This is a genomic window from Streptomyces sp. NRRL F-6676 (genome assembly GCF_000725625.1).
GTDB lineage: Bacteria > Actinomycetota > Actinomycetes > Streptomycetales > Streptomycetaceae > Streptomyces.
In genome coordinates, this window is sequence record NZ_JOHS01000015.1 from 128,482 (window position 1) to 147,087 (window position 18,606).

Consider the following 18,606-nt stretch of genomic DNA (forward strand, 5'->3'; position numbering starts at 1 on the left):
CGGGACCGAGGAAGCCACGACCACTCCGGGTCGCCCTCGTTGGCCCACGTCCAGACGCCGTCGGCCGAGTCCGCCGGAACACGACCCGTACCGCAAGCGGGCTGCGTGGGTGACGCGGTCATGGGGACCTGCCTTTCTTCATGGGTGTCGATCAAGTGCGGGGGCCCCGCGTGGGAAGGTGACGCTTCCGCTCCGCGGAACGATCAGCAGGGCTGCTCGGGGTCTGGCGCGCGCCCCGCGGCGGGAAGGGGCTTCACGGCCCAGACGGTCCGGACGGTTGGAGGACGATCCCCGCCCGCCGGTTGAGCCGGAACATGTCCCGCACATGCCAGCCGTCATTGCCGAGGGACGAGATCTCCTCCTCGGTCATTGCGCACTCGTACGGAGGGAGCTCCCCGTCGTGCTGATCGGCGACGTCCGTGAGGATGTAGAGCCGGCCTCGCGGGGCCAGCCACCGCTGCACGTTCGGCAGCAGCCGGGATCGGTCGAAGAACGAGAAGGAGAGCCGACAGGAAACGATGTCGACGCTGCCCGGAAGTAGCAGGCCGGACGTCGCGTTGTTGTCGATGTCCCACAGCTCGTAGCGTGCGCGGCTCACTGCAGCGCAGGCCTGCTCCAGGGCGACCTGGGAGAAGTCCAAGCCGATCGCGTCCAGGCCCCAGGCCGCGAGCTGCCGTGTCCACTTCCCGGTGCCGCAGCCAAGATCGACCGCACTCATACCGCGGACCAGGGACAACCTGCTGTGGGCGGCCCGGCGTTCACCGTCGCCGATGAGCCGGGGTGCCACCCGCCCGGAGGCATAGAGGTGATTCCAGACCTCGGCCGTCAAGGACGGTACGGCCGTCCTGGTCATGCTGATCTCCTGAGTCTGCTGGGGGAGCGCGGCGTACGGGCCGGATACAGCGATCGCGCAGACTGCACCGAGAAGGACGTCGTTTCCTGGGATTGCCCGCTCGCCGGAAGTCTGGGTCTGTGGCCTTCCGTCATCGGGAGTGTGGTTGGTGCCGCCAGGTGCCGCCGTGGCATTGGTCGCCGCGTGAGGCGACTGCTCTTCGGTAGCGAGGGGGTACGAGGCCGGTGCGATCGTTCCAGCGGGTGTGGCGGCGGCTTCGCCGGCGGTGATCACGACGACCAGCACCAGGCCGCCGATGACGGCTCCGACCCATAAGAGGGACAGGAGCGGCTCACGGTCCGAGGCAAGGCGCCGCCGAGCCCGAGGCCGGCGCTCGTACACCCACGCGGCGATGCCGACGGGCAGACGGAGTGTGGCGAGGTAGACGCCCGTGTGGAGGGCGTGCCGCAGCCACCGCACCATCTTCACCGGCGGTCGGACGGGGACGGCCGACCCGGCCGCTGCCCGGCACGGCACGAGGACTTCCGCCGACAGCCGACGGGCGGGGACGGCGTCGTACGGCGCGTACGTCGGGGGGTTCAGGGCCTTCACTGGACGGCCACCTCCGCCGAGGCCTGCTCTACTGCGGTGGGTGCGGCCGCCAGAGCCAGGAGCGCTGCGGTGTGCGAGAAGGCCTGCGGGAAGTTCCCGAGCTGCTGCTCGGCATGCGGGTCCCACTCCTCGGAGAGGAGTCCGACGTCGTTGCGGGCATGGAGCAGCGCGGCGGTGAGACTTTCAGCCTCGTCGGTTCGCCCGATGCGCCGGAGGCAGACGGTCTGCCAGCCCAGCCCGATCAGGAAGGTGCCCTCGTGTCCGGTCAGGCCGTCGACGCCCGGCCCGTCGTCGCTGGTGCGGTAGCGCAGCAGGTAGCCGCCCTTGATGGACAGATCCCGCTGGACCGCTTCGATGGTGCCGATGGCCCGCTTGTCGTCGGCGGGCAGGAAACCGGAGAGCAGGGCGTGCAGGACGGCGGCGTCCAGCTCGGTGGAGCCGTAGTACTGGGTGAAGGTGTTGCGCTGCGGGTCGTAGCCCTTCTCGCAGACATCCTGGTGGATCTCGTCGCGCAGCGCGCGCCAGTGCTCCAGCGGCCCGTCCATGTGGCCGGCCTCGGTGAACCGGACGGCCCGGTCGAGGGCTGCCCAGGCCATGACCTTGGAGTGGACGAAGTGACGGCGCGGTCCGCGGACCTCCCAGATCCCCTCGTCCGGCTCCCGCCACAGCGTCTCCACGCACCGGACGAGCCCGGTGATGAGCGGTGCCACCGCCGGCGCCAGGTCCGGATAGTGCTGCTGCGCCTTGTACAGGGCGCAGACGACCTCGCCGAACACGTCGAGTTGGAGCTGCCCCGCCGCACCGTTGCCGATCCGGACAGGACGGGAACCGGCGTGTCCGGGCAGCCAGCCGAGCTCCTCCTCGGTCAGGTCCCTCTCGCCACCGACCCCGTACATGATCTGCAGGTTGTCGAAGTCGTCACCGATGACGGTGGTGAGCCAGCCGATCCAGTCCTGCACCTCCTGCCGGTAGCCGAACTCGGCAAGGACTTCGGCGGCGAATGCGGAGTCGCGCAGCCAGCAGTACACGTAGGACCAGTTCCGGGTGCCGCCGATCTCCTCGGGCAGCGAGACGCTGGGGGCGGCCACCATGGCGCCGGTCGGCTCGTAGGTGAGCGCCTTGAGCACGATCAGCGAACGGATGACCTCGTCGCGGCGGGCGCCGGTGTGGGTGCAGCGCGAGGCCCAGGTGGTCCAGAAGTCCTTGGTCTGCCGCAGCAGGGCGGCGGGCGCGGGCAGCGGCGGCGGGGTGGTCTGGTCCGGCTGCCACGACAGAGTGAACGCCACCTGCTCGCCCTCGGACACGGCGAACTCGGAGAGCAGGTCATCGCCGCGCGCGCCGAGGTGGACGTCCGCGTCGAGCCACAACCTGCCTTCGTCCAGGCTGGCGCTCACCCGGCGCCCCCCGAAGACGAGTTGCGGCGTCGTGCGTCCGTAGCCCGTCCGCGCCCGCAGAACAGAGCGCACGGCGACGCAGCCGCTGACGCCTTGGACGATACGGACCAGCTGCGCCGCGTCGCCGGTGGTGGGCATGAAGTCGAGCACCTTGACGGTGCCAGCCTCGGTGATCCAGACGGACTCGAGGATGAGGGTGTCATCGAGGTAGCGCCGCCGGTCCGCCACGGGCGCAGCGCCGTCCGGGCCGATGGGGCCAATGCGCCACAGCCCGTGCTCCTCGGTCCCCAGGATGCTGGTGAAGTGCGCCTTGGAGTCGAAGCGCGGCAGGCCCATCCACGAGATGCTGCCGTCCCGGTCGACCAGCGCGCCGGTGCGCATGTTGCCGAGGTAGGCATGGTCCTCGATCCGGCCCGCACGGCGTCTAGTCAGGGGGGTCTCGGCGGGCTTGCGGGGGGAGGGGACGAGGCTCACGCGGCCACCGCCTTGGCGGGCATGGCGCGGTGCGGGGCGACGACCTGCCCGTCAGGGAGGAGCTCACCGGTGTCCTCGAAGAGCAGGACGCCGTTGCACAGCAGGCTCCAGCCCTGTTCGGGGTGGTGCGCCCGCAGGCGCGCGGCCTCGCGGTCAGCGGCCTCGGCGCCGGGGCAGCGCGGCTCGTCGATACACATGACAGTTCCTTGGGTTACGGGGTAGTGGTGATGGCGGCGTAGGCGTGGGAGTAGTCACCCGGGGGCAAGCGGTGGCTCTGCTCCGTCGAGGGGCCGATGCCGGGCGGAAGTTTCTGGTCCCGGCGCCACAGGCCGGTCGGCAGGATGCCGGGCGGGAGAATGGTCCACGCTCCGAGCAGCGACTGGATCTGCTGCAGCGTCCTCGGCCGGTAGAGGATGCCCGCGTCCGCGTAGTGGCCGACGAGCGCCGCCATCATCCCGGGAGCCACGTCGGTGGTCGCGTGGGTCACCGAGATGGCGCTGCCAGCTGGCAGTTGCTCGCGCAGCGCCTGCATCATCTCGGCAGCGTCGGCGTCGTCCATCCACGGCAGCAGGTCGTGCGCGAGGGCGGCGACAGGCCGGTCGAAGTCGAGAACCTGGCAGGCGTCCGACGTGAGCACGTTGGTCACGTCCCGGGCGTCGGCGTGCAGGTGCCGGGTGCCGGGCTCTTCGGCCAGGCTGACGTTGGCGTGACCCGCTACGCGGGGATCGTTGTCCACGTAGACGACCCGGGGCTTGTCGTGGAATGCACGCGCGACGTCGTAGGTGTGGGCCGGCCAGGGGAATCGGCTCTCCCGGGACTGCGGCGTGGACGGCAGGCCGTACGAGGGCAGACCGCATCCCAGCTCGATGAACTGCCCGATCCGCAGGTCGCGCGCGAGGACGGTTACGGCACGGGGCCGGAACTCGCCGCTGATCTGCACCATGGCCCGCAGTGGCGGGGCGACGGCCAGGAGCCGCTGGGTGAACTCCAGGTCGACCTCGTAGTTGTCGGTCCCGCCCATGAGGTAGTCGGTGACCCGGGCGATGGCGGGGCGCTGGGTCCAGTCGTCGTTGCCGTACGGGCCAGCGGGCCCCCCGGGCAGCGGGCGGCACAGCCTCAGGTGCGGGGAACCGGCCTCGTGGTCGGAATCATGCGGGGGCATCGGGCATCTCCTGTACGTACGGGAAGCGGGAGAGGAAGGCGTTGATCGCCGTCTCGCTGTAGCCGTAGAACCGGCCGCGCGCCCTGTCGCCCTCTTGCGGAGGTTCGGCGCCCCAGATGACGTTGTGGCACACCTCGAGATCGCGGGACCAGCGGATCCGTGTCCCGGGAAAGCCCGGCTGGCGCCTGATGCGGAGCCAGACCTGCAGGGTGGTGCTCCAGGTCGCGGCCGGGTAGTAGCCGCCCCGGCGCCGACCGCCGACCGGAACGAGAAGCAAAGGGGAGCCCCATGTCTGGACGGCGATTCCCTCATCGGCCAGGGCGGGATTGTCCAGGATTGAACGGAACTCCTGGTAGTCACTGGCCCGCGCTGCGGGAAGAAGGCGCACAAGCACGCTGCTCATCCCTCTTCCTGGTTGCAGGGGACAGCGTTGAGGTAGAGCTCCGGATCGGAAAGATCGACCGGGGTCATGCCACGAAGGCGCCGCACCAGATGCCGGGCGAGCATGAAGCGCGGATCAACGATGCTCTCGGGTTGCTCCTCCTCGCCGAACGGGTCCAGCTCGCACACCGCTCCCTTGAAGACCTCGATCCCACCGGCAGGCGACGGACGGTAGACGGTGCCCTCGACGGCGACGAGCTCCGCCTTACGGACGAAGAAGGCCCCGTACCCGAAACGGCGCATCCGCTTGCAGTCGCGAGCGGCGTACGGCGCGTGGAAGGCGCACACCGGGGGCTCGGTCGTTCTGATCTCCGGCCATCGCGGGTGGACGGGATCCTGGGCCGTGCCGGTGGCCTTGGGCACGAGCCACAGCACGCCAGTCGCGGTTCTGGTCGCCGGGCCCATCCCGACCTGGCACAGCAGCCGGTGCGGACTCTGCATAGCGAGGCGCTGTTTGACCGGGTTGACGTCAGCGTAGAGGTAACGGCCGGTTTCCGGGCCGATGACCTGTGGCCACAGAAAGCCTTCGGGGTCGCGGTCTGCCGGGCCGGCACCGTCGTAGGTGAGGCCGTCCCGGCTCATACGGAGCCTGGGGGCGTGGATCCGCTGGTCGGACCGCATCACGATCCCGGGCTCCGGCCGAGGTCGGGACACCGGGCAGCGGGAGGCTTCGGCGTTCAGCAGCATCGCGGTCATGGCGTGCGGCCTCCAGGCGAGGCAAGGCAGGCGCAGGCGGGGGCGGTCCTGCCCGCACCCCTGCGCCCGGAGCGCCGGATCTCGGAGCCGTCGCTGTCGTCGTGACGTGGGGTACGGACACGCCGTATGAAGGCCTCCTCATCGAGGACGAGAAGCCGGGCCATGGGCACGTCAGGCGGCGCGACGCCGAGCAGGAGGGTGAGCAGGCGGGCGAGGATCACGAGGTGGCCCTCCGCTGCATGGCGTCGGCCGCGCGCACGAGCCGGTCGTAGGTCTCCTCACGACTGCACGCGGCGGCGACGGCCTCCCTCAGCCCGGCGCTTATGGTCCGGGCTGCGCCGGAGCCGGTCTCGTAGGTGGGGAAGAGGCCGATGCTCGTCACCAGGCGGTGCCCGTGGAGCGTCACCTCCGCGTACGAGCCGACCGTGTGGACGAAAAGGACCGGGCTCATCGGCAGGATGCGGACGACCAGGCCCCGGACGCCGGATTCCTCCCGGCTCACGAGGTCGGCCAGATGCCGAAGCTGGCCGGCCACCGCCTCGGACTGGCTGCCTCCCCTGGTCAGCACGGTCTCGTCCAGCAGCACCGTGCGCCGCTGGCCCGCGGCCCACGGGACCCTGTGCACCCATGACGGCAGTCCGAGCACGGGCTCATCGGGGGTGGCACAGACATCGGGGGCCAGCACGATCTGCTGGTACGCCGGAGTGCGCAGGCCGGCCGGGACCGCCATGCAGAACTGGGTCACCTCGCTCGCTGTCCGCATCACCGCGATGTAGCGGGCCGTCGCCTTGTGGTCGGCCACATCCGCCCAGAAGTCGTGCGGAGCCCGCCGGGCGAGGCCCTCTTCGTCGCGCTGGTCGCGGCTGTAGCTCTGCGGCGGCATGTGCAGCATCAGGAAGGCGGCGTGCTTCCCCACCACTCCGTAGCGCGTCAGCAGCGTCTGCAGCGCGTCCTTCCGGATGGGGGACTCAGCACGCTCCCACCGGCTGACGGCGGAGGCCGACCCCCCTACGGCGCGGGCCGCGTCCTCGAGCGTGGTGCCTCTCGCTTCACGCAGGCACCGCAGGTAGAGGCCCGTCACAATCCGGGCGGGCGCCTGCGGCACCTCAGTGGGTGATGCGGGAACGGCATGAAGCATGGAGGTGGGTCCTTGTGTCGTCGTTCGGTTGAGTCAGGACAGGTCGCGCGGCGGGGACGGACTGTGGTGATCAGGGCGCTCGTGCGTTCGCGTCGAGGGCTTGTGGTCCGGCCGAGGCGGCCAAGGCCGGCCGGTTCGCGCTCCGAAGTGGATGAGGAGGCCCATGGCCGTCACGATGAGAACGGTGATGATCACACCGGGGGTGGTCACCACGGCGTCGGCCCGGATCCGGCATAGCTGATGGTGACCATCGCCAGGACGAAGACCGCGATGCGGACCTGAAGACGGCTCGGTCGCCATGTCCGTGATCGCTTTACCGACGGCGGTTCAGGCATGGCACGCCTGCCGTTGGTACGCGGTCAACGGCCGGGCCTGGGGCTGTGCTGAAGACCGAAGAACCGGCGTCGGGCATCGGGGGTCAGGTCCTTGGGTACCGGCTCGCCCCATACGACGTCCGTCCCTATCGCTGCGACGCTGTGGAATCCGGGGCGTCCGTGAAGCTCGCGCGCGGCGAGTTCCGCGCAGCCGGCGAAGACCATGTCCATGCGACCGCCGCGGCGTCCCCTGCCGGCCGGGACCGCGAGGAGGGGGAGCCGGTACAGGGCCACCGCTACTGCGTCACGCAGAAGCTCGATGTGGACGAGCCGCGCGGCCCAGTACTCGAAGTCGCACGCCTCCTCGGGGGCAAGGATGTGGACTCCCAGGTCCTGCCGAGCGGGAGAAGTCAGGTACGTGGAGATCACGACGTCACCGCCTTCGGTCCGCTTGCGACCAGAGGCAGAGGCCGCCGCGGGTCGACGACCTTGCCGGACGGGAGGAGACATCCGGTGTCGTCGAAGACGAGGACACCGTTGCACAGCTCACTGCACCCGATCTCGGAGTGGCGAACACGTACCTGCGCGGCCTGGAAGTCACGGTTCTCAACGGAGGGACATTCGGGCTGGTGACCGCACACCGCGCCGGCGTTGGTCAGCTCGGTGATGACCAGGTTCACGGCTTCGGCCAGCTGTCGCAGATGAACGCGAGCCTGAACGTGCCCCGTCGGCACGTCGATGTCCGCAAGCAGCCGGGCTGCCTTGAACGCCTTCTCGATGGCCGGACGTGGCGGCTCGGGCGTGGCATGACCGAGTTCCATGAGGTGACCGCGCAGACGGAGGACTACGTCGTCGATGTCTTGGTCGCTGTCGAGGATGGGTGCGTTCTCGTCGAGCACCAGGGCCAGGGTCTCCCTGACGGGAGCTGCAAAAGAGCGGGAGCTGCCAACTACCTCAGCGGACCTGCGGCGAATGGTGACCCGTGACAGACGGAGATTCACGACGCGGCCTCCTCATCGGCAGCGTCCAGTTCCATCCACACCGTCTTGCCTTGGCCGGGCCCCGGCTTGGATCCCCAGCGCGTGGCGACCTCGTTGACGAGCACCAGGCCCCGGCCTCCCTCGCAGTCGTCGCTCGCAGAACGAGGGAGCGGTAGGTCGGGGGAAGGGTCCTGCACTTCGATCCGAACACGTCCACGCAGGCAGGACGCCTTAAGTGTGAACTCCCTTGCCGCCTGTCCGCGGCAACCGTGGGTCACCGCGTTCGCCATCAGCTCCTGGGCGCCAAGCGTGAGGTCGTCCGCGACCAAGGCCAGTCCGAAATTGCACATCAACCGGTGCAGCTGTCGACGGGCCTGGGGCACAGCGGCCGGGTCCGCAGAGACCACGACCACCTTCTCGAAGGGGCGCCACTCAAGCAACGTCGGCGAGATACGGCCGGGCGCCTGGGCCATGACCGCTTCGGCAACGTTAGGCCCCTGCAGACTGCGGGCGGCCAGGGTGGCGTTGGCCGGCTGGTAGAGGTCGACCGCGGAGTCGTGCACGTTCATCAGCTCCCCTTCTCAGCCCCATAGGGGCCAATTCCGGTCACCGTCCGAGCTCGTAGGCATGACGTGGCCGATTCCGTTGCAAGGCAGGAGGGTTGGAGGAATATCGTCTTCACGAGACAACCGCGTGCGAGGGCTGACGGGAATCCCGGCCAGCGCGCCGATGTGGTGCACGTGGTGCAAGATCGTTTCGGGGACAGGGGCGCACACGTATGGGGCGCACACGCAACACTCGACTGGAAGCCGTCGTCCAGGAATGGGGCCTGTCGCAGCGGCAACTGGCCGCTCGCTTCCGGGCTGTCGCCGCAGAGAACGGCGCGACCGAGCTCCTGCGCTATGACCATTCCCGCATCGCCCGCTGGATCGGTGGCGCCACACCCGAAGGCCGTGCAGCGCATATCTTGGCCGAGACGCTCTCCCGTGGCCTCGGCCGCACCATCACGCTGACCGACATCGGGCTGGCAACGGACGATGCCGCCGACCCACAGACGCCGACGTGGAGCGTCGACACCCTCGCGACGCTGGCGACCCTCGGGAGCACGGACATGGACATTGCACGGCGCCAGGTACTGGCACAGTCGGCCTACTCGGTCGCCGGCCTGGCCCTGCCCACCGAAGGCTGGTGGCAGGAATCTGCTGCCCGAGCCCGCACCCGCAAGCCCCTGTCGAAGCACACGGTGACGGCCGAGGACGTCACCAGCGTGCGCGAGATGACGGCCTTCCTGTCCCGGCGGGACCAGCAACGCGGCGGCCGGGGGGTGGGGCGCGCCGCCCTGGTGGCCTACCTGCGCACCGACGTCACCGAACTCCTTGGGGGACGCTTCTCCTCCGATGGTCTGCGCCGGGATATGACGTCGGCCGCTGCCGAGCTGGCCTACCTCGCGGGCTGGACGAGTTTCGACGCTGGGGAACACCCGATTGCGCTGCGGTGGCTGACTCTCGCAACCCAGTTGGCCGAGGAGGCCGGCGACGCGCCGCTCGCCGGGCACGTGCTGCGGGCGATGGCCCACCAGGCCGTGGACCTGCATCAGCCCAAGGAAGCCGTACGCCTGGCCGAGGGATCTCTCTCCAGCCGGCGCTACGCCGAGGCCTGTTGGAGGGAGAAGGCCCTCCTCGGCGTCGTCCATGCCCGCGGACTGGCTGCCGCTGGCTACAAGAAGCAGGCCGCGGAGGCGCTCAACCGTGCAGAGTCCGATCTCTCGCGCGCCCCCCAGGACGGCGACGAGCCCGCTCGGGTGTGGTTCTTCGGCGAGGCGAGCCTCGCACATGAGACCGCCGCCGCGTTGCGGGACATGGGCGATCTGAAGGGTGCTGAGCAGCAGTTCAAGCGGAGCGTCCGCACGCGCCAAACGCCGTTCAAGCGGACCCACTCCGTCACCCTCGGGTACCTCGGTGAGGTACAGGTCCAGCAGGGGCAACTCGAGGCGGCCTGCGCCACGTGGCATCAGGCACTCGACACGATGACCGGCGTCCAGTCCGGGCGAGCCCGACAGACCGTGGTGCAGATGCGCCGCGCGCTGAGCCCCGTTCTCCGCCGAGGCGGAGGCCCGGCCGCCGACCTCGACGTACGAGCCCGTGCCGTCCTCGCAGACCGGTAGCCCGTACGGTAAGGAAGCCCGGAGCGGAACGCGCGTGCGTCGGCGCCCGAGGAGAAGGTCCAGGAGGGGAGCGGAAGCGTGTTCGACCAGTTCATCCAGGTGCCCGTGATCGCCACGGTCGTAGGGGGCCAGACCGGTCGCCTTGACGACTACAAAGGCGGAGTCGAGTCGATCATCCGTCTCGTCCCGAGCATCCCCGAAAGTGCCCTCCAGGGCATCGAGGAGTTCAGCCACCTGGAAGTGGTCTGGCACTTCAGCCTGGGATCGGACAGCGACATCGAGCTCGAGCCCCGGAGTCCCCGCGGCAATCCGGACTGGCCGGCCACCGGCGGCCTCGTTCACCGCAACCACAGGCGGCCGGCCCGGATCGGAATCTCCTACCCGCGCCTGCTGGGAGTGGAAGGACGGGACCTGCGCGTCACGGACCTGGACGCGGACGCCGGCACCCCTGTCGTCGACCTGGCGCCGGTCTTCCAGGAGATGCTGCCCCGCGGAACGGTGCACCAGCCGCCATGGCCCACCGACATGCTTCAGAACTACTGGAAGAACGCTAGCGAGCGCCCCTGAGCCGTTCTGTTCCCCAGGAAGTCGCCCCGATACAGCTGTACGCGGCGTCTGTGCTGGTGTCGTCGCCATCACGACCTCCTGGAGGACGGCAGAGCGGACCTGACCACTGCCACGGCACGACGCAGTGGCGTTTGCTCCGCGGGGGCGTGGAGGGTGAGAGCCTCCGCGAGGCATCGGGCGAGCGGCGCAGGGCTTGTCAGCAGCGGCGCTCCGCCGATCGCCTGCTCCTCGTCGGGCGGGACGAGCCACTGTGCGACTCCGGTCGCCAATCGGGGGGCGGGGGCGGGCACGAGGATGGCGTGGCCTAGGCCGAGGCAGGCCGGCCTGGGGAGCCCACTCGGCCACTGGGAGGCCGCCACCAGACTGCTCCAGCTCTCAACTGTGCCGCTCGGCACCAACACGGCGGCGGAGCGGAGGCTGGTGAACCTCACAGCGGGCCCAAGGGGCTGCTCGTACTGATCAAGGAGCCGGTAGGCAGCTTCGATCAGCTGCCGATCTGCCATGACGACGTCGAAGGTCACGCCGCACTTAAGACGGCGTGGAAGGTGAGGGTTCTCCTGCCACCAGCTGGCCGCCGTGTCCGGGCACGGGGTAGCCGTGGAGAACCACACGGACAGAGCCGTGCTCTCGGCGACCTCGCCGACCTCCATGAGCTCTCCCACGTATCGCGATGAAACACACGGTGTCTGCAACGTCACCTAGTGCAGCGAACGACTGGAGCGGTGAACAGGTCTTTTCCCCGGAACTCTGGCCGCCTCCTACACGCCCTTTGGCCGCCCTTTCACCTGCCCTTTCCCTCTGACCTGGGGATTTAGGTGACGAACCCTCACGCGAGGCTGTCGAAGTCGCTACCGTGAGGCCATCCAGACGGTGAGGAGGTGGCCATGCGTGAACTCAAGCGGTTACGCACCCGTGCAAACCGCACGCAAGAGGACGTCGTACGGGAACTCTCAGCCCTTGCCCGACGCCTTCGGGCAGAAGGGCGCTTGAGTAAGACGCCTACGTTCACGATCCGCCAGTACTCCAAGTGGGAGAACTCCGACCCTCCTCCCTGGCCGCATCCTGACAGCCGGGCGGTATTGGCCGCCTACTGGAACTGCCCCGTCGAGGAACTGGGATTCCGCCCGCCAACGGATGAGGAGGCGGGTCCTGCGGTTCTCATGCCGGTGCCTTTGGTGAGCCAGGCCTCACCCGGTCCTCTCCTGGTCGCCGCCGGCTCCAGTCCTCTCACGGATGAGGCGCCGCCCCCATGGCTGGCCGAGACGACTACCGGTACCAACCGCAGCGGCGAGTGGCGAATCTCGCCGGAGGAGGTCGAGCTGCTGTCCGGCGCAGCCGACGACAACTACGCGATTGACCAGCAGTTCGGCGCGAATCGACTGTGGCGACCGACCAGGGCTCATCTGCTCTGGACACACCACATGATCGACCGGGGTATCTACGACGAGGCTCTCGGCCAGCGGCTGCACGCGCTCGCGGGGAAGCTGACGACGTCGCTCGGATGGTTCTGCTACGACGCAGGACTGCAGACCCAGGCCCGCCAGTACTTCTCCGAGGCACTCAACGCGGCCAACTACACCAGCGACGACGTGCTGGCCAGCCGCACCCTGAGCAACATGGCCCGCCAGGCCGTCGACCTGAACAAGGGACGGGAAGCCGTGCGGTTCGCCAAGCTCGGACAGCGGCATGCCGAGCTCTGGAACGCGCCGAGCCGCGTCACCGCACTGCTGGCTATCCGAGAGGCCCAGGGCCACGCACGCATCGGGGACGTCTTCAACGCCGAGGCTGCCATCAGGCGCGCCTGGCAGGAGTGGGAGCGCGGAGACCACGAGCTGGACCCGGACTGGGCGCACTTCCTCAACCTGGCCGAGCTGACATGTCTGGAGGGCATGTGCCGGCTCGACCTCGGACAGGTGGCCCGAGCTCAAGAGCTTCTCGCACGGTCTGAGACGCTTCAGGACGTCGCCCACTCCAGGAACCGCGGGATGTGCCTTGGCCGGCTCGCGGTCGCGGCTGTGCAGAACGGCGACATCGACCACGGCCTGGCCGCCGCGACGCAGGCACTCCAGCTCGTCGAAAGCGGGATGTCGTCCACACGGACGACTGCGCAGTTGACGATCGTTCATGACGGCTTGATTCCCCATCGACGCGCCCGCGGCGTGGGGGACCTACTCGAACAGATCCGAACTCACGTCGCGTGAGCAGCAGAGGAGAGTGCAGACGGTGGACCCGGAGTTCCAGCGGCACGACGCGCAGTCAGCGAAGGCGATGCTCACCGAGCTGGTCAACGTCTACGCCACGGTGTACGACACGCCGCCCTACGTCGGTGACCCCTTTTTCTCCGTCGACTCCTTCCAGAGCCGACTCGAGGCCGCATTCGACACCGAAGGCTTCGAGACGGTGACGGCCCGGCTGGACGGTCGGATCGTCGGATACGTTCACGGCGCCACCCTGCCGCACGACAAGCCCTGGTGGACGTCCCTCGGCACTCGGCGGCCAGCCCCGTTGCAAGAACTCGCCGCCTCCGGAGGCATCTTCTGGCTGCGGGAACTGATGGTGCTGCCCGCTCAGCAGAATCGCGGTCTCGGACGCCAGATCCACGACACGGTCATCTCCGGACGGGAGGAGAACGTCACAGCCCTGACCTGCATCGTGGATAACCAGCCAGCCCACGATGCCTATCTCCGGTGGGGGTACACGATCCTGGGCCAGATCAAGCACGCCCCGGAATCACCCGTCTACGACGCGATGTACCTGACCTCCCACTGAGACCGGAAAGCACATGACGCAAGCCATAACCACCTCCGCCCCGGAAGCCACTCAGAACCGGGACCGACTCTCGCAACGTCCCGACGTGCTGTTCTGCTACGGAACGCTCCAGTTCGATGCCGTCCTTCGGAGCCTGCTGGGCCGAGTTCCGCAGAAGTCCCCGGCGTCCGCGCCCGGCTACCGTGCTGCCGCGCTCGAAGGCCGCGTCTACCCAGGCCTCGTCGCTGGAACGTCCGCCGACCTTGCCCCCGGGCTGATACTGACCGACCTGAGTAGCGAAGAGTGGCGCATCCTTGACGCGTTCGAGGACGCTCGATACGAGCTGCGGCAGTTGCCGCTGGCCAACGGTGGGCGAGGTTGGGCGTACGTCTGGCCCGGAGGCGATGTACGGGTGGACGACTGGGACGCCGCCGAGTTCGAAGCCCAACACCTGGCTGCCTACGCGGCCCGCTGTGCGCGTCTTGCTCCTGGGCTGGCCGCGGGGCGGCCGAAGGGCGAGTAGGACGCCGCCTCACCTCGGCGCGCTGCCCCTTCACGCCACTGAAGCGGTCCTGCCGCTGAGCGCTCACGGATGGCCCGTCTCTGGAGCGGAGACGGGCCGTTCTGGTTCTCATCTCCCGATCGCGGCCTCCATCGAAACGGACACCGCAGCCGTGCCGCGCAATGACCGCGATAGGAATCGAGCTGCTTCCACCGCATTCGATAGCGCATTTCTGGCGGGGGGTGTCATCGGACTCTCCGGGGGTCCTGGCATCGGAATGCCTGAGACAACACGGGCACCGAGCTCGTGAATGCGTTCTGCCTTGCGTTCTAAGGCGTACGAGGGGAGGCCTCTTGGGGATGACACCTTTCGAATGAGCTGGAAATTCTGCTGCTGGTAGTAGGCGGCGAGTGCTGGGGAGCTGCAGTCCCGGCGTACACGGCTGACGCCCTCGCGTGCAGCGCGGTCGACGGCCCATTCGGCGATGAGCGTGCCGAGCTTGCGGTGCCGTTCGGCAGGGTCGGTGACGGTGCCGTTGAGGTAGTAGGCAGTGTCGGCGGCTTCGGCCGCGGTCCAGGTCCAGGGCGCGGACGTCCGCAGGATCGTGGTGCAGCCCAGGATCCGGTCATGTTCGGTGAGGACCCACATCTCGCTTTGGCGGCGTGTGCAGTTGCTGGCCAACTCGTGGACGTGTCGTCCCCAGCTGCGCCAGTTCGGGCACTGGTTGGCCTTCATCCAGTCGGAGCGCGCCTGGATCATCACGGTGAGGCCGGTCTGGTCAGCTGGCGTGGCTGGGCGCATTGAAAGCATGCGGTCCGCTCCTGTGTGCTCGTCCATGAGCGGTCGGCAGTCTGGTGGTCCGGTCCGCACCTTAGACCTCTACTGCCTGGTAGGCACACCGACTCCTCTGAGCTCTGGGCCAGATCGTCATGTGCGGTCTTCCCGTATGCGGCGGGATGCCCCGCAAGCGTTCGCTAGTAGTCCGTCACCTCGTCGATGTCAGGCTGCGGCAGGCCGTGAGCGCAAGAGCCCGTCGGTGAGGCGCTGGGCGAGGAAAGCGGCCTGGAGGGCGCCAGCGGGGCCGGGTGCGGAGTCGAGCGCGCGGATGAAGGCGGAGCCGACGATGACGGCATCGGCGTAGGTGCCGACGATCGCTGCTTGCTCCGGGGTGGAGACACCGATGCCGACGCCGACGGGGAGGTGCGTGAGGGTGCGCAGACGGTCGATGAAGGCGGGCAGACCGGGGTGAAGGGGACCTTGACTGCCGGTGACACCGGTGGTGGCGGGGGCGTAGACCATGCCGCTGGCGGCAGCGCAGACGCGGGCCAGGCGTTGGTCGGTGGCGTTCGGCGCGACGACGAACACGGTGTCCAGGTGATGTTCGTGGGCGGCGCTCAGCCAGTCGGAGGCCTCTTCGACGGGCAGGTCGGGAATGACGACGCCCGCCCCGCCGGCCGCAGCGAGGCGCTGGGCGAACCGGGCGGGGCCGTAGTGGTGGACTGGCTGCCAGTAGGTCATGACGACGAGCGCGGCGTTGGAGGCCGCAGCGAGTTCCCGCACGGTGGTGAAGAGGTGCTCGGTGCGGAATCCGGCCCGGAGGGCTTGCTCGGCGGCTCGTTGGATGAGCGGACCATCCATGAGGGGGTCGCTGTAGGGCAGGCCGATCTCGATCACGTCGGCGGTGGTCGCGAGCAGGTGCAGGGCGTCGAGGCTCTGGTCGAGCGTGGGGTAGCCGGCGGGGAGGTAGGCAGCAAGTGCGGCCCGCTCCTGCCCGCGGGCGCGGGCCAGTGCCCGCTCCAGGTGGGACGCCGGTGCGCGGAGTGACGAGGAAGTGAGATTCAAGGTGCCCGTCCTGGGATTCGATCGCCCGGTCGGCGGCTCTCGGGCTCGGACCGGCGGAAGACCATCTGCGGGATGGGAGCCGGGCTCCGGGTGCGGGGTACGCGGACGGCGGCCCGGGTTCACAGGGGGCCGGGCCGCCGTCGCGTCGTCCTGGGCCTGTTCGTAGTGACGGCTCAGGCGTTGGATGGGCCGGGAGAGCTCGGGTCGGGCGTCTCTGCCGGCAGGGTCGGGGTCAGTCCAGCTGCATCAGTACGTTGATGTACTGGGCGGCGACCCAGCCCTTCTTGCCCTTGTGAGCTCCGGACTTCACCGTGACGTAGCCCCAGGCGCCGGGCTTGCCGTTGTCGCCCTTGTTGCACTGCCAGTACACGTCGGTGCCCCTGGAGAGCTGACCGGTGGAGGTGTAGCCGGTGCCAGGGGCCGTGCGGAACTTCACCGTCGTGTACACGTCGGTGTTCAGCTTGATCTGGTGGGTGCAGGCTCCACTGCCGACCGTCGCGGCGCTGGCGGTGGAGGCGGTGGCGACGGCGCCGCCGAGGAGCAGCGCGCCGGTGGTTGCCACGGTCGCGACGCGGCGGGTGAGGGTGTTCATGTGCGGCTCTTCCTAGTGTCGTCGGCCAGAATGCGCTCGCGGGCCTACGTAAGGCCTCACCATCACGGTGCCGGTGAGCCTGGCGGAGGCAGGCGAGGAATAGTCCGGAACGCGTCTCGTCTTGATTCAGGACTCGATCTTCGAACCGCGTGGAAGACTTGACCAAGATCGGTTCATTCCGGGAAATCGAATTCCGGAACATCGAGGCCGGTAGAAGGCGTTCCGGAAATCGATATTCAGGACGAGCGATTACAGGAAGCGGAGTTTCCGACAGTTCAGGGTGGTCAGGACGCGGTGACGGAGACCGCCAGGGCCCCGATGACCATGTAGGGGCCGAAGGACACGTGCGTGCGACGGGCACGGCCGGCCGCCATCCGCACCACCTCCGAGACAGCGCCGACGACGAAGCCCGCAGCCGCTCCCCAGAACAGGACCGTCCAGCTGCTCCAGCCCAGAAGCGCCCCGATGGCCGGGGCAAACTTGGCGTCTCCGAAGCCCATGGCTCCGGCGAACACCATGGGGAGGAAGACGGCAGTGAGGACGGCAGCGCCGGCCGCCGCGCGGCCCAGGCTTCCAGGCTCGCTCGCAAGGGCGGCCGCGGTGAGCAGGACGAGCGTCCCGCCGCAGGCAGGGAGGGTGAGGACGTCGGGGAGCCGTTGCACGGCGAGGTCGATCAGTGCCAGCGCAACCCCGCACGCGGCCACCCAGTACTGGACGGCGGCGAACCATCCGCTCGCCCCACCCACGGCGATGGTTGCGAAGGCGGTCCCGGCCGCCGCCTCCGGCAGGAGCGGGCGCGGGCCGATCGCCTTCGCGCATGCCGGACAGCGCCCGGAGAGGGGCAAAACCGGCAGCCCGCGGTCGAGGACGGCGCTGCCGCAGTGCGGACAGTTGCTGCGTGCGGCCTCAGGCGCCGGCACAGACCGGGCGAAGATCACGGGGCGCGCCGCAGCGCCAGCCACGGCTCCGATGGCGGTGGTCAGGGCAACACTGAGGGCGGACAAGACAGACTCCTCGTTCGCGGCCCGGCCTCCCCGTGACGGGCCGGTGGGCTTCGACCCTATGGCCCGCGCGACCGTACCTTTCCGCCACGCCGCCGCCGTGGTTTCGGACGGGATCGGGATGGGGCGGAGCGCGTCAGGCCCCACGTGCTCCGGCGTCAAGGGTCTCCGCCGCGCTGAGAGCCGCCAGGACCTGAGCCTGTCCCTCGGCCAGGGGCAGGGTTCCGGCGGCGACCGCCTCGGCGATCCGCGCCGCGTGCTCCAGCGCGATCGCCACGCCGGTCGGTTCCCGGTGCGCCGTGAGCAACGCGTACCCCGCGCGCAGTGCGGCCGCGAGGTTACCGCCGTGGTCTTCGGGGCCGTTCGTGGCCAGTGGCCGCAGCCACAGGTCGGTATGGGACTGCACGATCTGGGCGTAGGGGCGGTAGTCGGTGACGGTGCCGCACTGTCCGCCGGCACCGGCGGTGCTACGGCGTCCGGTCCAGTTGCTCGCCAGCCACCGGTGGCGCCGGCAGACCTCCAGCCGGTAGTCCACCGATCGGTCGCGGGCGCGGACGCGGCGTTCGATGACAACGGTCGACGGCTCGGTGCATGTGGTGATCTGGCGCAGGACCGGCACAGCGATACCCCCTCCTGGACACGGCTGAGGATCTGATCATCACCGTCGGAGGTGGGGGCCGTCGTCCACGAGTGGACGCTACTACTATGACCCAGCTCTCATCCTGGGAGCGGGGTACCGACCCCGAACAGGCCGCGCAGCGGGCACTCCAGCAGGCAGAGAAGGCCAAAGACTGGGGCTTCGCCATGCCGCCGGCCGTGCTGTTGTCGCAGCTCGTGGAAGGGGACGAGGAGAGTTTCAACCTGGCCTTGGCCGACGCGCTCGAAGCCCACCGCGACTACTACCAGGTCGCCGACCGCGCCGGCGACCCGGACGCCTCGGTCAACCTCGACATCCTCGCCCTGGCCTGCCACGCACGTCGCCGCGGCTGGGCCATCCGCGTCGAATCCCCCTACCTCCCGCAGCGCCTCCTGCAGTCCGCTGAACCCTTCTAGTGTCCTGCGCCAGTAGTTGATCGTTAGTTGTGGTGTGACTTCTGCTGCTGGTGCGTCTGTTCCTCGTCGAGGCCCGAAGCTGGAGCCGCTGCTG

21 protein-coding genes are annotated in these 18,606 nt (G+C 69.1%); 6 read left to right on the forward strand and 15 right to left on the reverse strand.

Features of this window, described 5'->3' with window-relative positions; translation table 11 throughout:
- Window positions 1–253: 253 nt before the first annotated feature.
- The 10 genes from IO29_RS38505 to IO29_RS35535 all read right to left on the reverse strand — a co-directional run bounded on the left by IO29_RS38505 (window position 254) and on the right by IO29_RS35535 (window position 8,612).
- Complete coding sequence (locus IO29_RS38505) at window positions 254–853, reverse strand: class I SAM-dependent methyltransferase (protein ID WP_159072901.1); 600 nt, start codon at window positions 851–853, stop codon at window positions 254–256.
- A gap of 587 nt (window positions 854–1,440) precedes the next feature.
- Window positions 1,441–3,270, reverse strand: coding sequence for a glycoside hydrolase family 15 protein (locus tag IO29_RS12905; protein ID WP_267881980.1), 1,830 nt, complete (start codon window positions 3,268–3,270; stop codon window positions 1,441–1,443).
- A gap of 38 nt (window positions 3,271–3,308) precedes the next feature.
- Window positions 3,309–3,509 (reverse strand): DUF5999 family protein, encoded by a 201-nt coding sequence (locus IO29_RS12910; protein WP_030379304.1) that lies wholly within the window; start codon window positions 3,507–3,509, stop codon window positions 3,309–3,311.
- A gap of 14 nt (window positions 3,510–3,523) precedes the next feature.
- On the reverse strand, window positions 3,524–4,474 hold the full coding sequence (locus IO29_RS12915; protein ID WP_051707561.1) for an SAM-dependent methyltransferase: 951 nt from the start codon (window positions 4,472–4,474) through the stop codon (window positions 3,524–3,526).
- Window positions 4,461–4,877, reverse strand: coding sequence for a DUF6302 family protein (locus tag IO29_RS38510; protein ID WP_030379306.1), 417 nt, complete (start codon window positions 4,875–4,877; stop codon window positions 4,461–4,463). The genes IO29_RS12915 and IO29_RS38510 overlap by 14 nt, the downstream gene beginning before the upstream one ends.
- On the reverse strand, window positions 4,874–5,611 hold the full coding sequence (locus tag IO29_RS12925) for a hypothetical protein (protein WP_199806865.1): 738 nt from the start codon (window positions 5,609–5,611) through the stop codon (window positions 4,874–4,876). The genes IO29_RS38510 and IO29_RS12925 overlap by 4 nt, the downstream gene beginning before the upstream one ends.
- A 217-nt stretch (window positions 5,612–5,828) precedes the next feature.
- Window positions 5,829–6,749, reverse strand: coding sequence for a Scr1 family TA system antitoxin-like transcriptional regulator (locus IO29_RS12935; protein WP_030379309.1), 921 nt, complete (start codon window positions 6,747–6,749; stop codon window positions 5,829–5,831).
- Between the two features lie 359 nt (window positions 6,750–7,108).
- Complete coding sequence (locus IO29_RS35530; protein WP_051707562.1) at window positions 7,109–7,492, reverse strand: DUF6302 family protein; 384 nt, start codon at window positions 7,490–7,492, stop codon at window positions 7,109–7,111.
- Window positions 7,489–8,064, reverse strand: coding sequence for a DUF5999 family protein (locus IO29_RS39415; protein WP_267881978.1), 576 nt, complete (start codon window positions 8,062–8,064; stop codon window positions 7,489–7,491). Before IO29_RS39415 ends, IO29_RS35530 begins: the two co-directional genes overlap by 4 nt.
- Window positions 8,061–8,612 (reverse strand): ATP-binding protein, encoded by a 552-nt coding sequence (locus tag IO29_RS35535; RefSeq protein ID WP_051707563.1) that lies wholly within the window; start codon window positions 8,610–8,612, stop codon window positions 8,061–8,063. The genes IO29_RS39415 and IO29_RS35535 overlap by 4 nt, the downstream gene beginning before the upstream one ends.
- A gap of 209 nt (window positions 8,613–8,821) precedes the next feature.
- Here IO29_RS35535 and IO29_RS12955 point away from each other — a divergent pair, with 209 nt between their 5' ends.
- The 5 genes from IO29_RS12955 (at window position 8,822) to IO29_RS12980 (ending at window position 14,045) form a co-directional block, all read left to right on the forward strand.
- Window positions 8,822–10,207 carry an NsdA family TPR-like regulatory protein gene (locus IO29_RS12955; RefSeq protein ID WP_030379313.1) on the forward strand — a complete coding sequence of 462 codons (1,386 nt, stop codon included), beginning with the start codon at window positions 8,822–8,824 and terminating at the stop codon, window positions 10,205–10,207.
- A gap of 78 nt (window positions 10,208–10,285) precedes the next feature.
- Window positions 10,286–10,774 carry a TrmO family methyltransferase domain-containing protein gene (locus IO29_RS12960; RefSeq protein ID WP_030379314.1) on the forward strand — a complete coding sequence of 163 codons (489 nt, stop codon included), beginning with the start codon at window positions 10,286–10,288 and terminating at the stop codon, window positions 10,772–10,774.
- Between the two features lie 884 nt (window positions 10,775–11,658).
- Window positions 11,659–12,975 carry an NsdA family TPR-like regulatory protein gene (locus tag IO29_RS12970; RefSeq protein ID WP_158709323.1) on the forward strand — a complete coding sequence of 439 codons (1,317 nt, stop codon included), beginning with the start codon at window positions 11,659–11,661 and terminating at the stop codon, window positions 12,973–12,975.
- A gap of 22 nt (window positions 12,976–12,997) precedes the next feature.
- Window positions 12,998–13,543 carry a GNAT family N-acetyltransferase gene (locus IO29_RS12975; protein ID WP_030993937.1) on the forward strand — a complete coding sequence of 182 codons (546 nt, stop codon included), beginning with the start codon at window positions 12,998–13,000 and terminating at the stop codon, window positions 13,541–13,543.
- 13 nt (window positions 13,544–13,556) lie between these two features.
- Window positions 13,557–14,045, forward strand: a complete 489-nt coding sequence (locus IO29_RS12980; protein ID WP_078618223.1) for a gamma-glutamylcyclotransferase family protein — start codon at window positions 13,557–13,559, stop codon at window positions 14,043–14,045.
- Window positions 14,046–14,153: 108 nt separating this feature from the next.
- Here IO29_RS12980 and IO29_RS36570 read toward each other — a convergent pair whose 3' ends face one another.
- The 5 genes from IO29_RS36570 to IO29_RS13000 all read right to left on the reverse strand — a co-directional run bounded on the left by IO29_RS36570 (window position 14,154) and on the right by IO29_RS13000 (window position 18,078).
- Window positions 14,154–14,861 (reverse strand): GNAT family N-acetyltransferase, encoded by a 708-nt coding sequence (locus IO29_RS36570; protein ID WP_234307487.1) that lies wholly within the window; start codon window positions 14,859–14,861, stop codon window positions 14,154–14,156.
- Between the two features lie 162 nt (window positions 14,862–15,023).
- Window positions 15,024–15,866, reverse strand: coding sequence for a tryptophan synthase subunit alpha (gene trpA, locus IO29_RS12985; protein ID WP_051707564.1), 843 nt, complete (start codon window positions 15,864–15,866; stop codon window positions 15,024–15,026).
- Between the two features lie 232 nt (window positions 15,867–16,098).
- Window positions 16,099–16,458, reverse strand: a complete 360-nt coding sequence (locus IO29_RS12990) for an SH3 domain-containing protein (RefSeq protein WP_234307488.1) — start codon at window positions 16,456–16,458, stop codon at window positions 16,099–16,101.
- 284 nt (window positions 16,459–16,742) lie between these two features.
- Window positions 16,743–17,462 carry a prepilin peptidase gene (locus tag IO29_RS36575; protein ID WP_078618224.1) on the reverse strand — a complete coding sequence of 240 codons (720 nt, stop codon included), beginning with the start codon at window positions 17,460–17,462 and terminating at the stop codon, window positions 16,743–16,745.
- Window positions 17,463–17,595: 133 nt separating this feature from the next.
- Entirely contained in the window at window positions 17,596–18,078 is a 483-nt protein-coding gene (locus tag IO29_RS13000) for a hypothetical protein (protein WP_030379322.1), read from the reverse strand.
- A 71-nt stretch (window positions 18,079–18,149) separates the two neighbouring features.
- On the opposite strand from IO29_RS13000, the gene IO29_RS13005 reads away from it, so the two are divergent.
- A complete protein-coding gene (locus tag IO29_RS13005; RefSeq protein WP_324604266.1) occupies window positions 18,150–18,512 on the forward strand; it encodes an immunity 49 family protein in 363 nt (120 codons plus the stop codon).
- Window positions 18,513–18,606 lie beyond the last annotated feature (94 nt).

Coding starts and splice junctions, on each gene's coding strand:
- IO29_RS12970 (WP_158709323.1), top strand. CDS start 11,659: ATGCGTGAACTCAAGCGGTTACGCACCCGTGCAAACCGCACGCAAGAG.
- IO29_RS12925 (WP_199806865.1), bottom strand. CDS start 5,611: ATGACCGCGATGCTGCTGAACGCCGAAGCCTCCCGCTGCCCGGTGTCC.
- IO29_RS12980 (WP_078618223.1), top strand. CDS start 13,557: ATGACGCAAGCCATAACCACCTCCGCCCCGGAAGCCACTCAGAACCGG.
- IO29_RS12990 (WP_234307488.1), bottom strand. CDS start 16,458: ATGAACACCCTCACCCGCCGCGTCGCGACCGTGGCAACCACCGGCGCG.
- IO29_RS12935 (WP_030379309.1), bottom strand. CDS start 6,749: ATGCTTCATGCCGTTCCCGCATCACCCACTGAGGTGCCGCAGGCGCCC.
- IO29_RS38505 (WP_159072901.1), bottom strand. CDS start 853: ATGACCAGGACGGCCGTACCGTCCTTGACGGCCGAGGTCTGGAATCAC.
- IO29_RS36570 (WP_234307487.1), bottom strand. CDS start 14,861: ATGGACGAGCACACAGGAGCGGACCGCATGCTTTCAATGCGCCCAGCC.
- IO29_RS12915 (WP_051707561.1), bottom strand. CDS start 4,474: ATGCCCCCGCATGATTCCGACCACGAGGCCGGTTCCCCGCACCTGAGG.
- IO29_RS12955 (WP_030379313.1), top strand. CDS start 8,822: ATGGGGCGCACACGCAACACTCGACTGGAAGCCGTCGTCCAGGAATGG.
- IO29_RS38510 (WP_030379306.1), bottom strand. CDS start 4,877: ATGAGCAGCGTGCTTGTGCGCCTTCTTCCCGCAGCGCGGGCCAGTGAC.
- IO29_RS35535 (WP_051707563.1), bottom strand. CDS start 8,612: ATGAACGTGCACGACTCCGCGGTCGACCTCTACCAGCCGGCCAACGCC.
- IO29_RS12910 (WP_030379304.1), bottom strand. CDS start 3,509: ATGTGTATCGACGAGCCGCGCTGCCCCGGCGCCGAGGCCGCTGACCGC.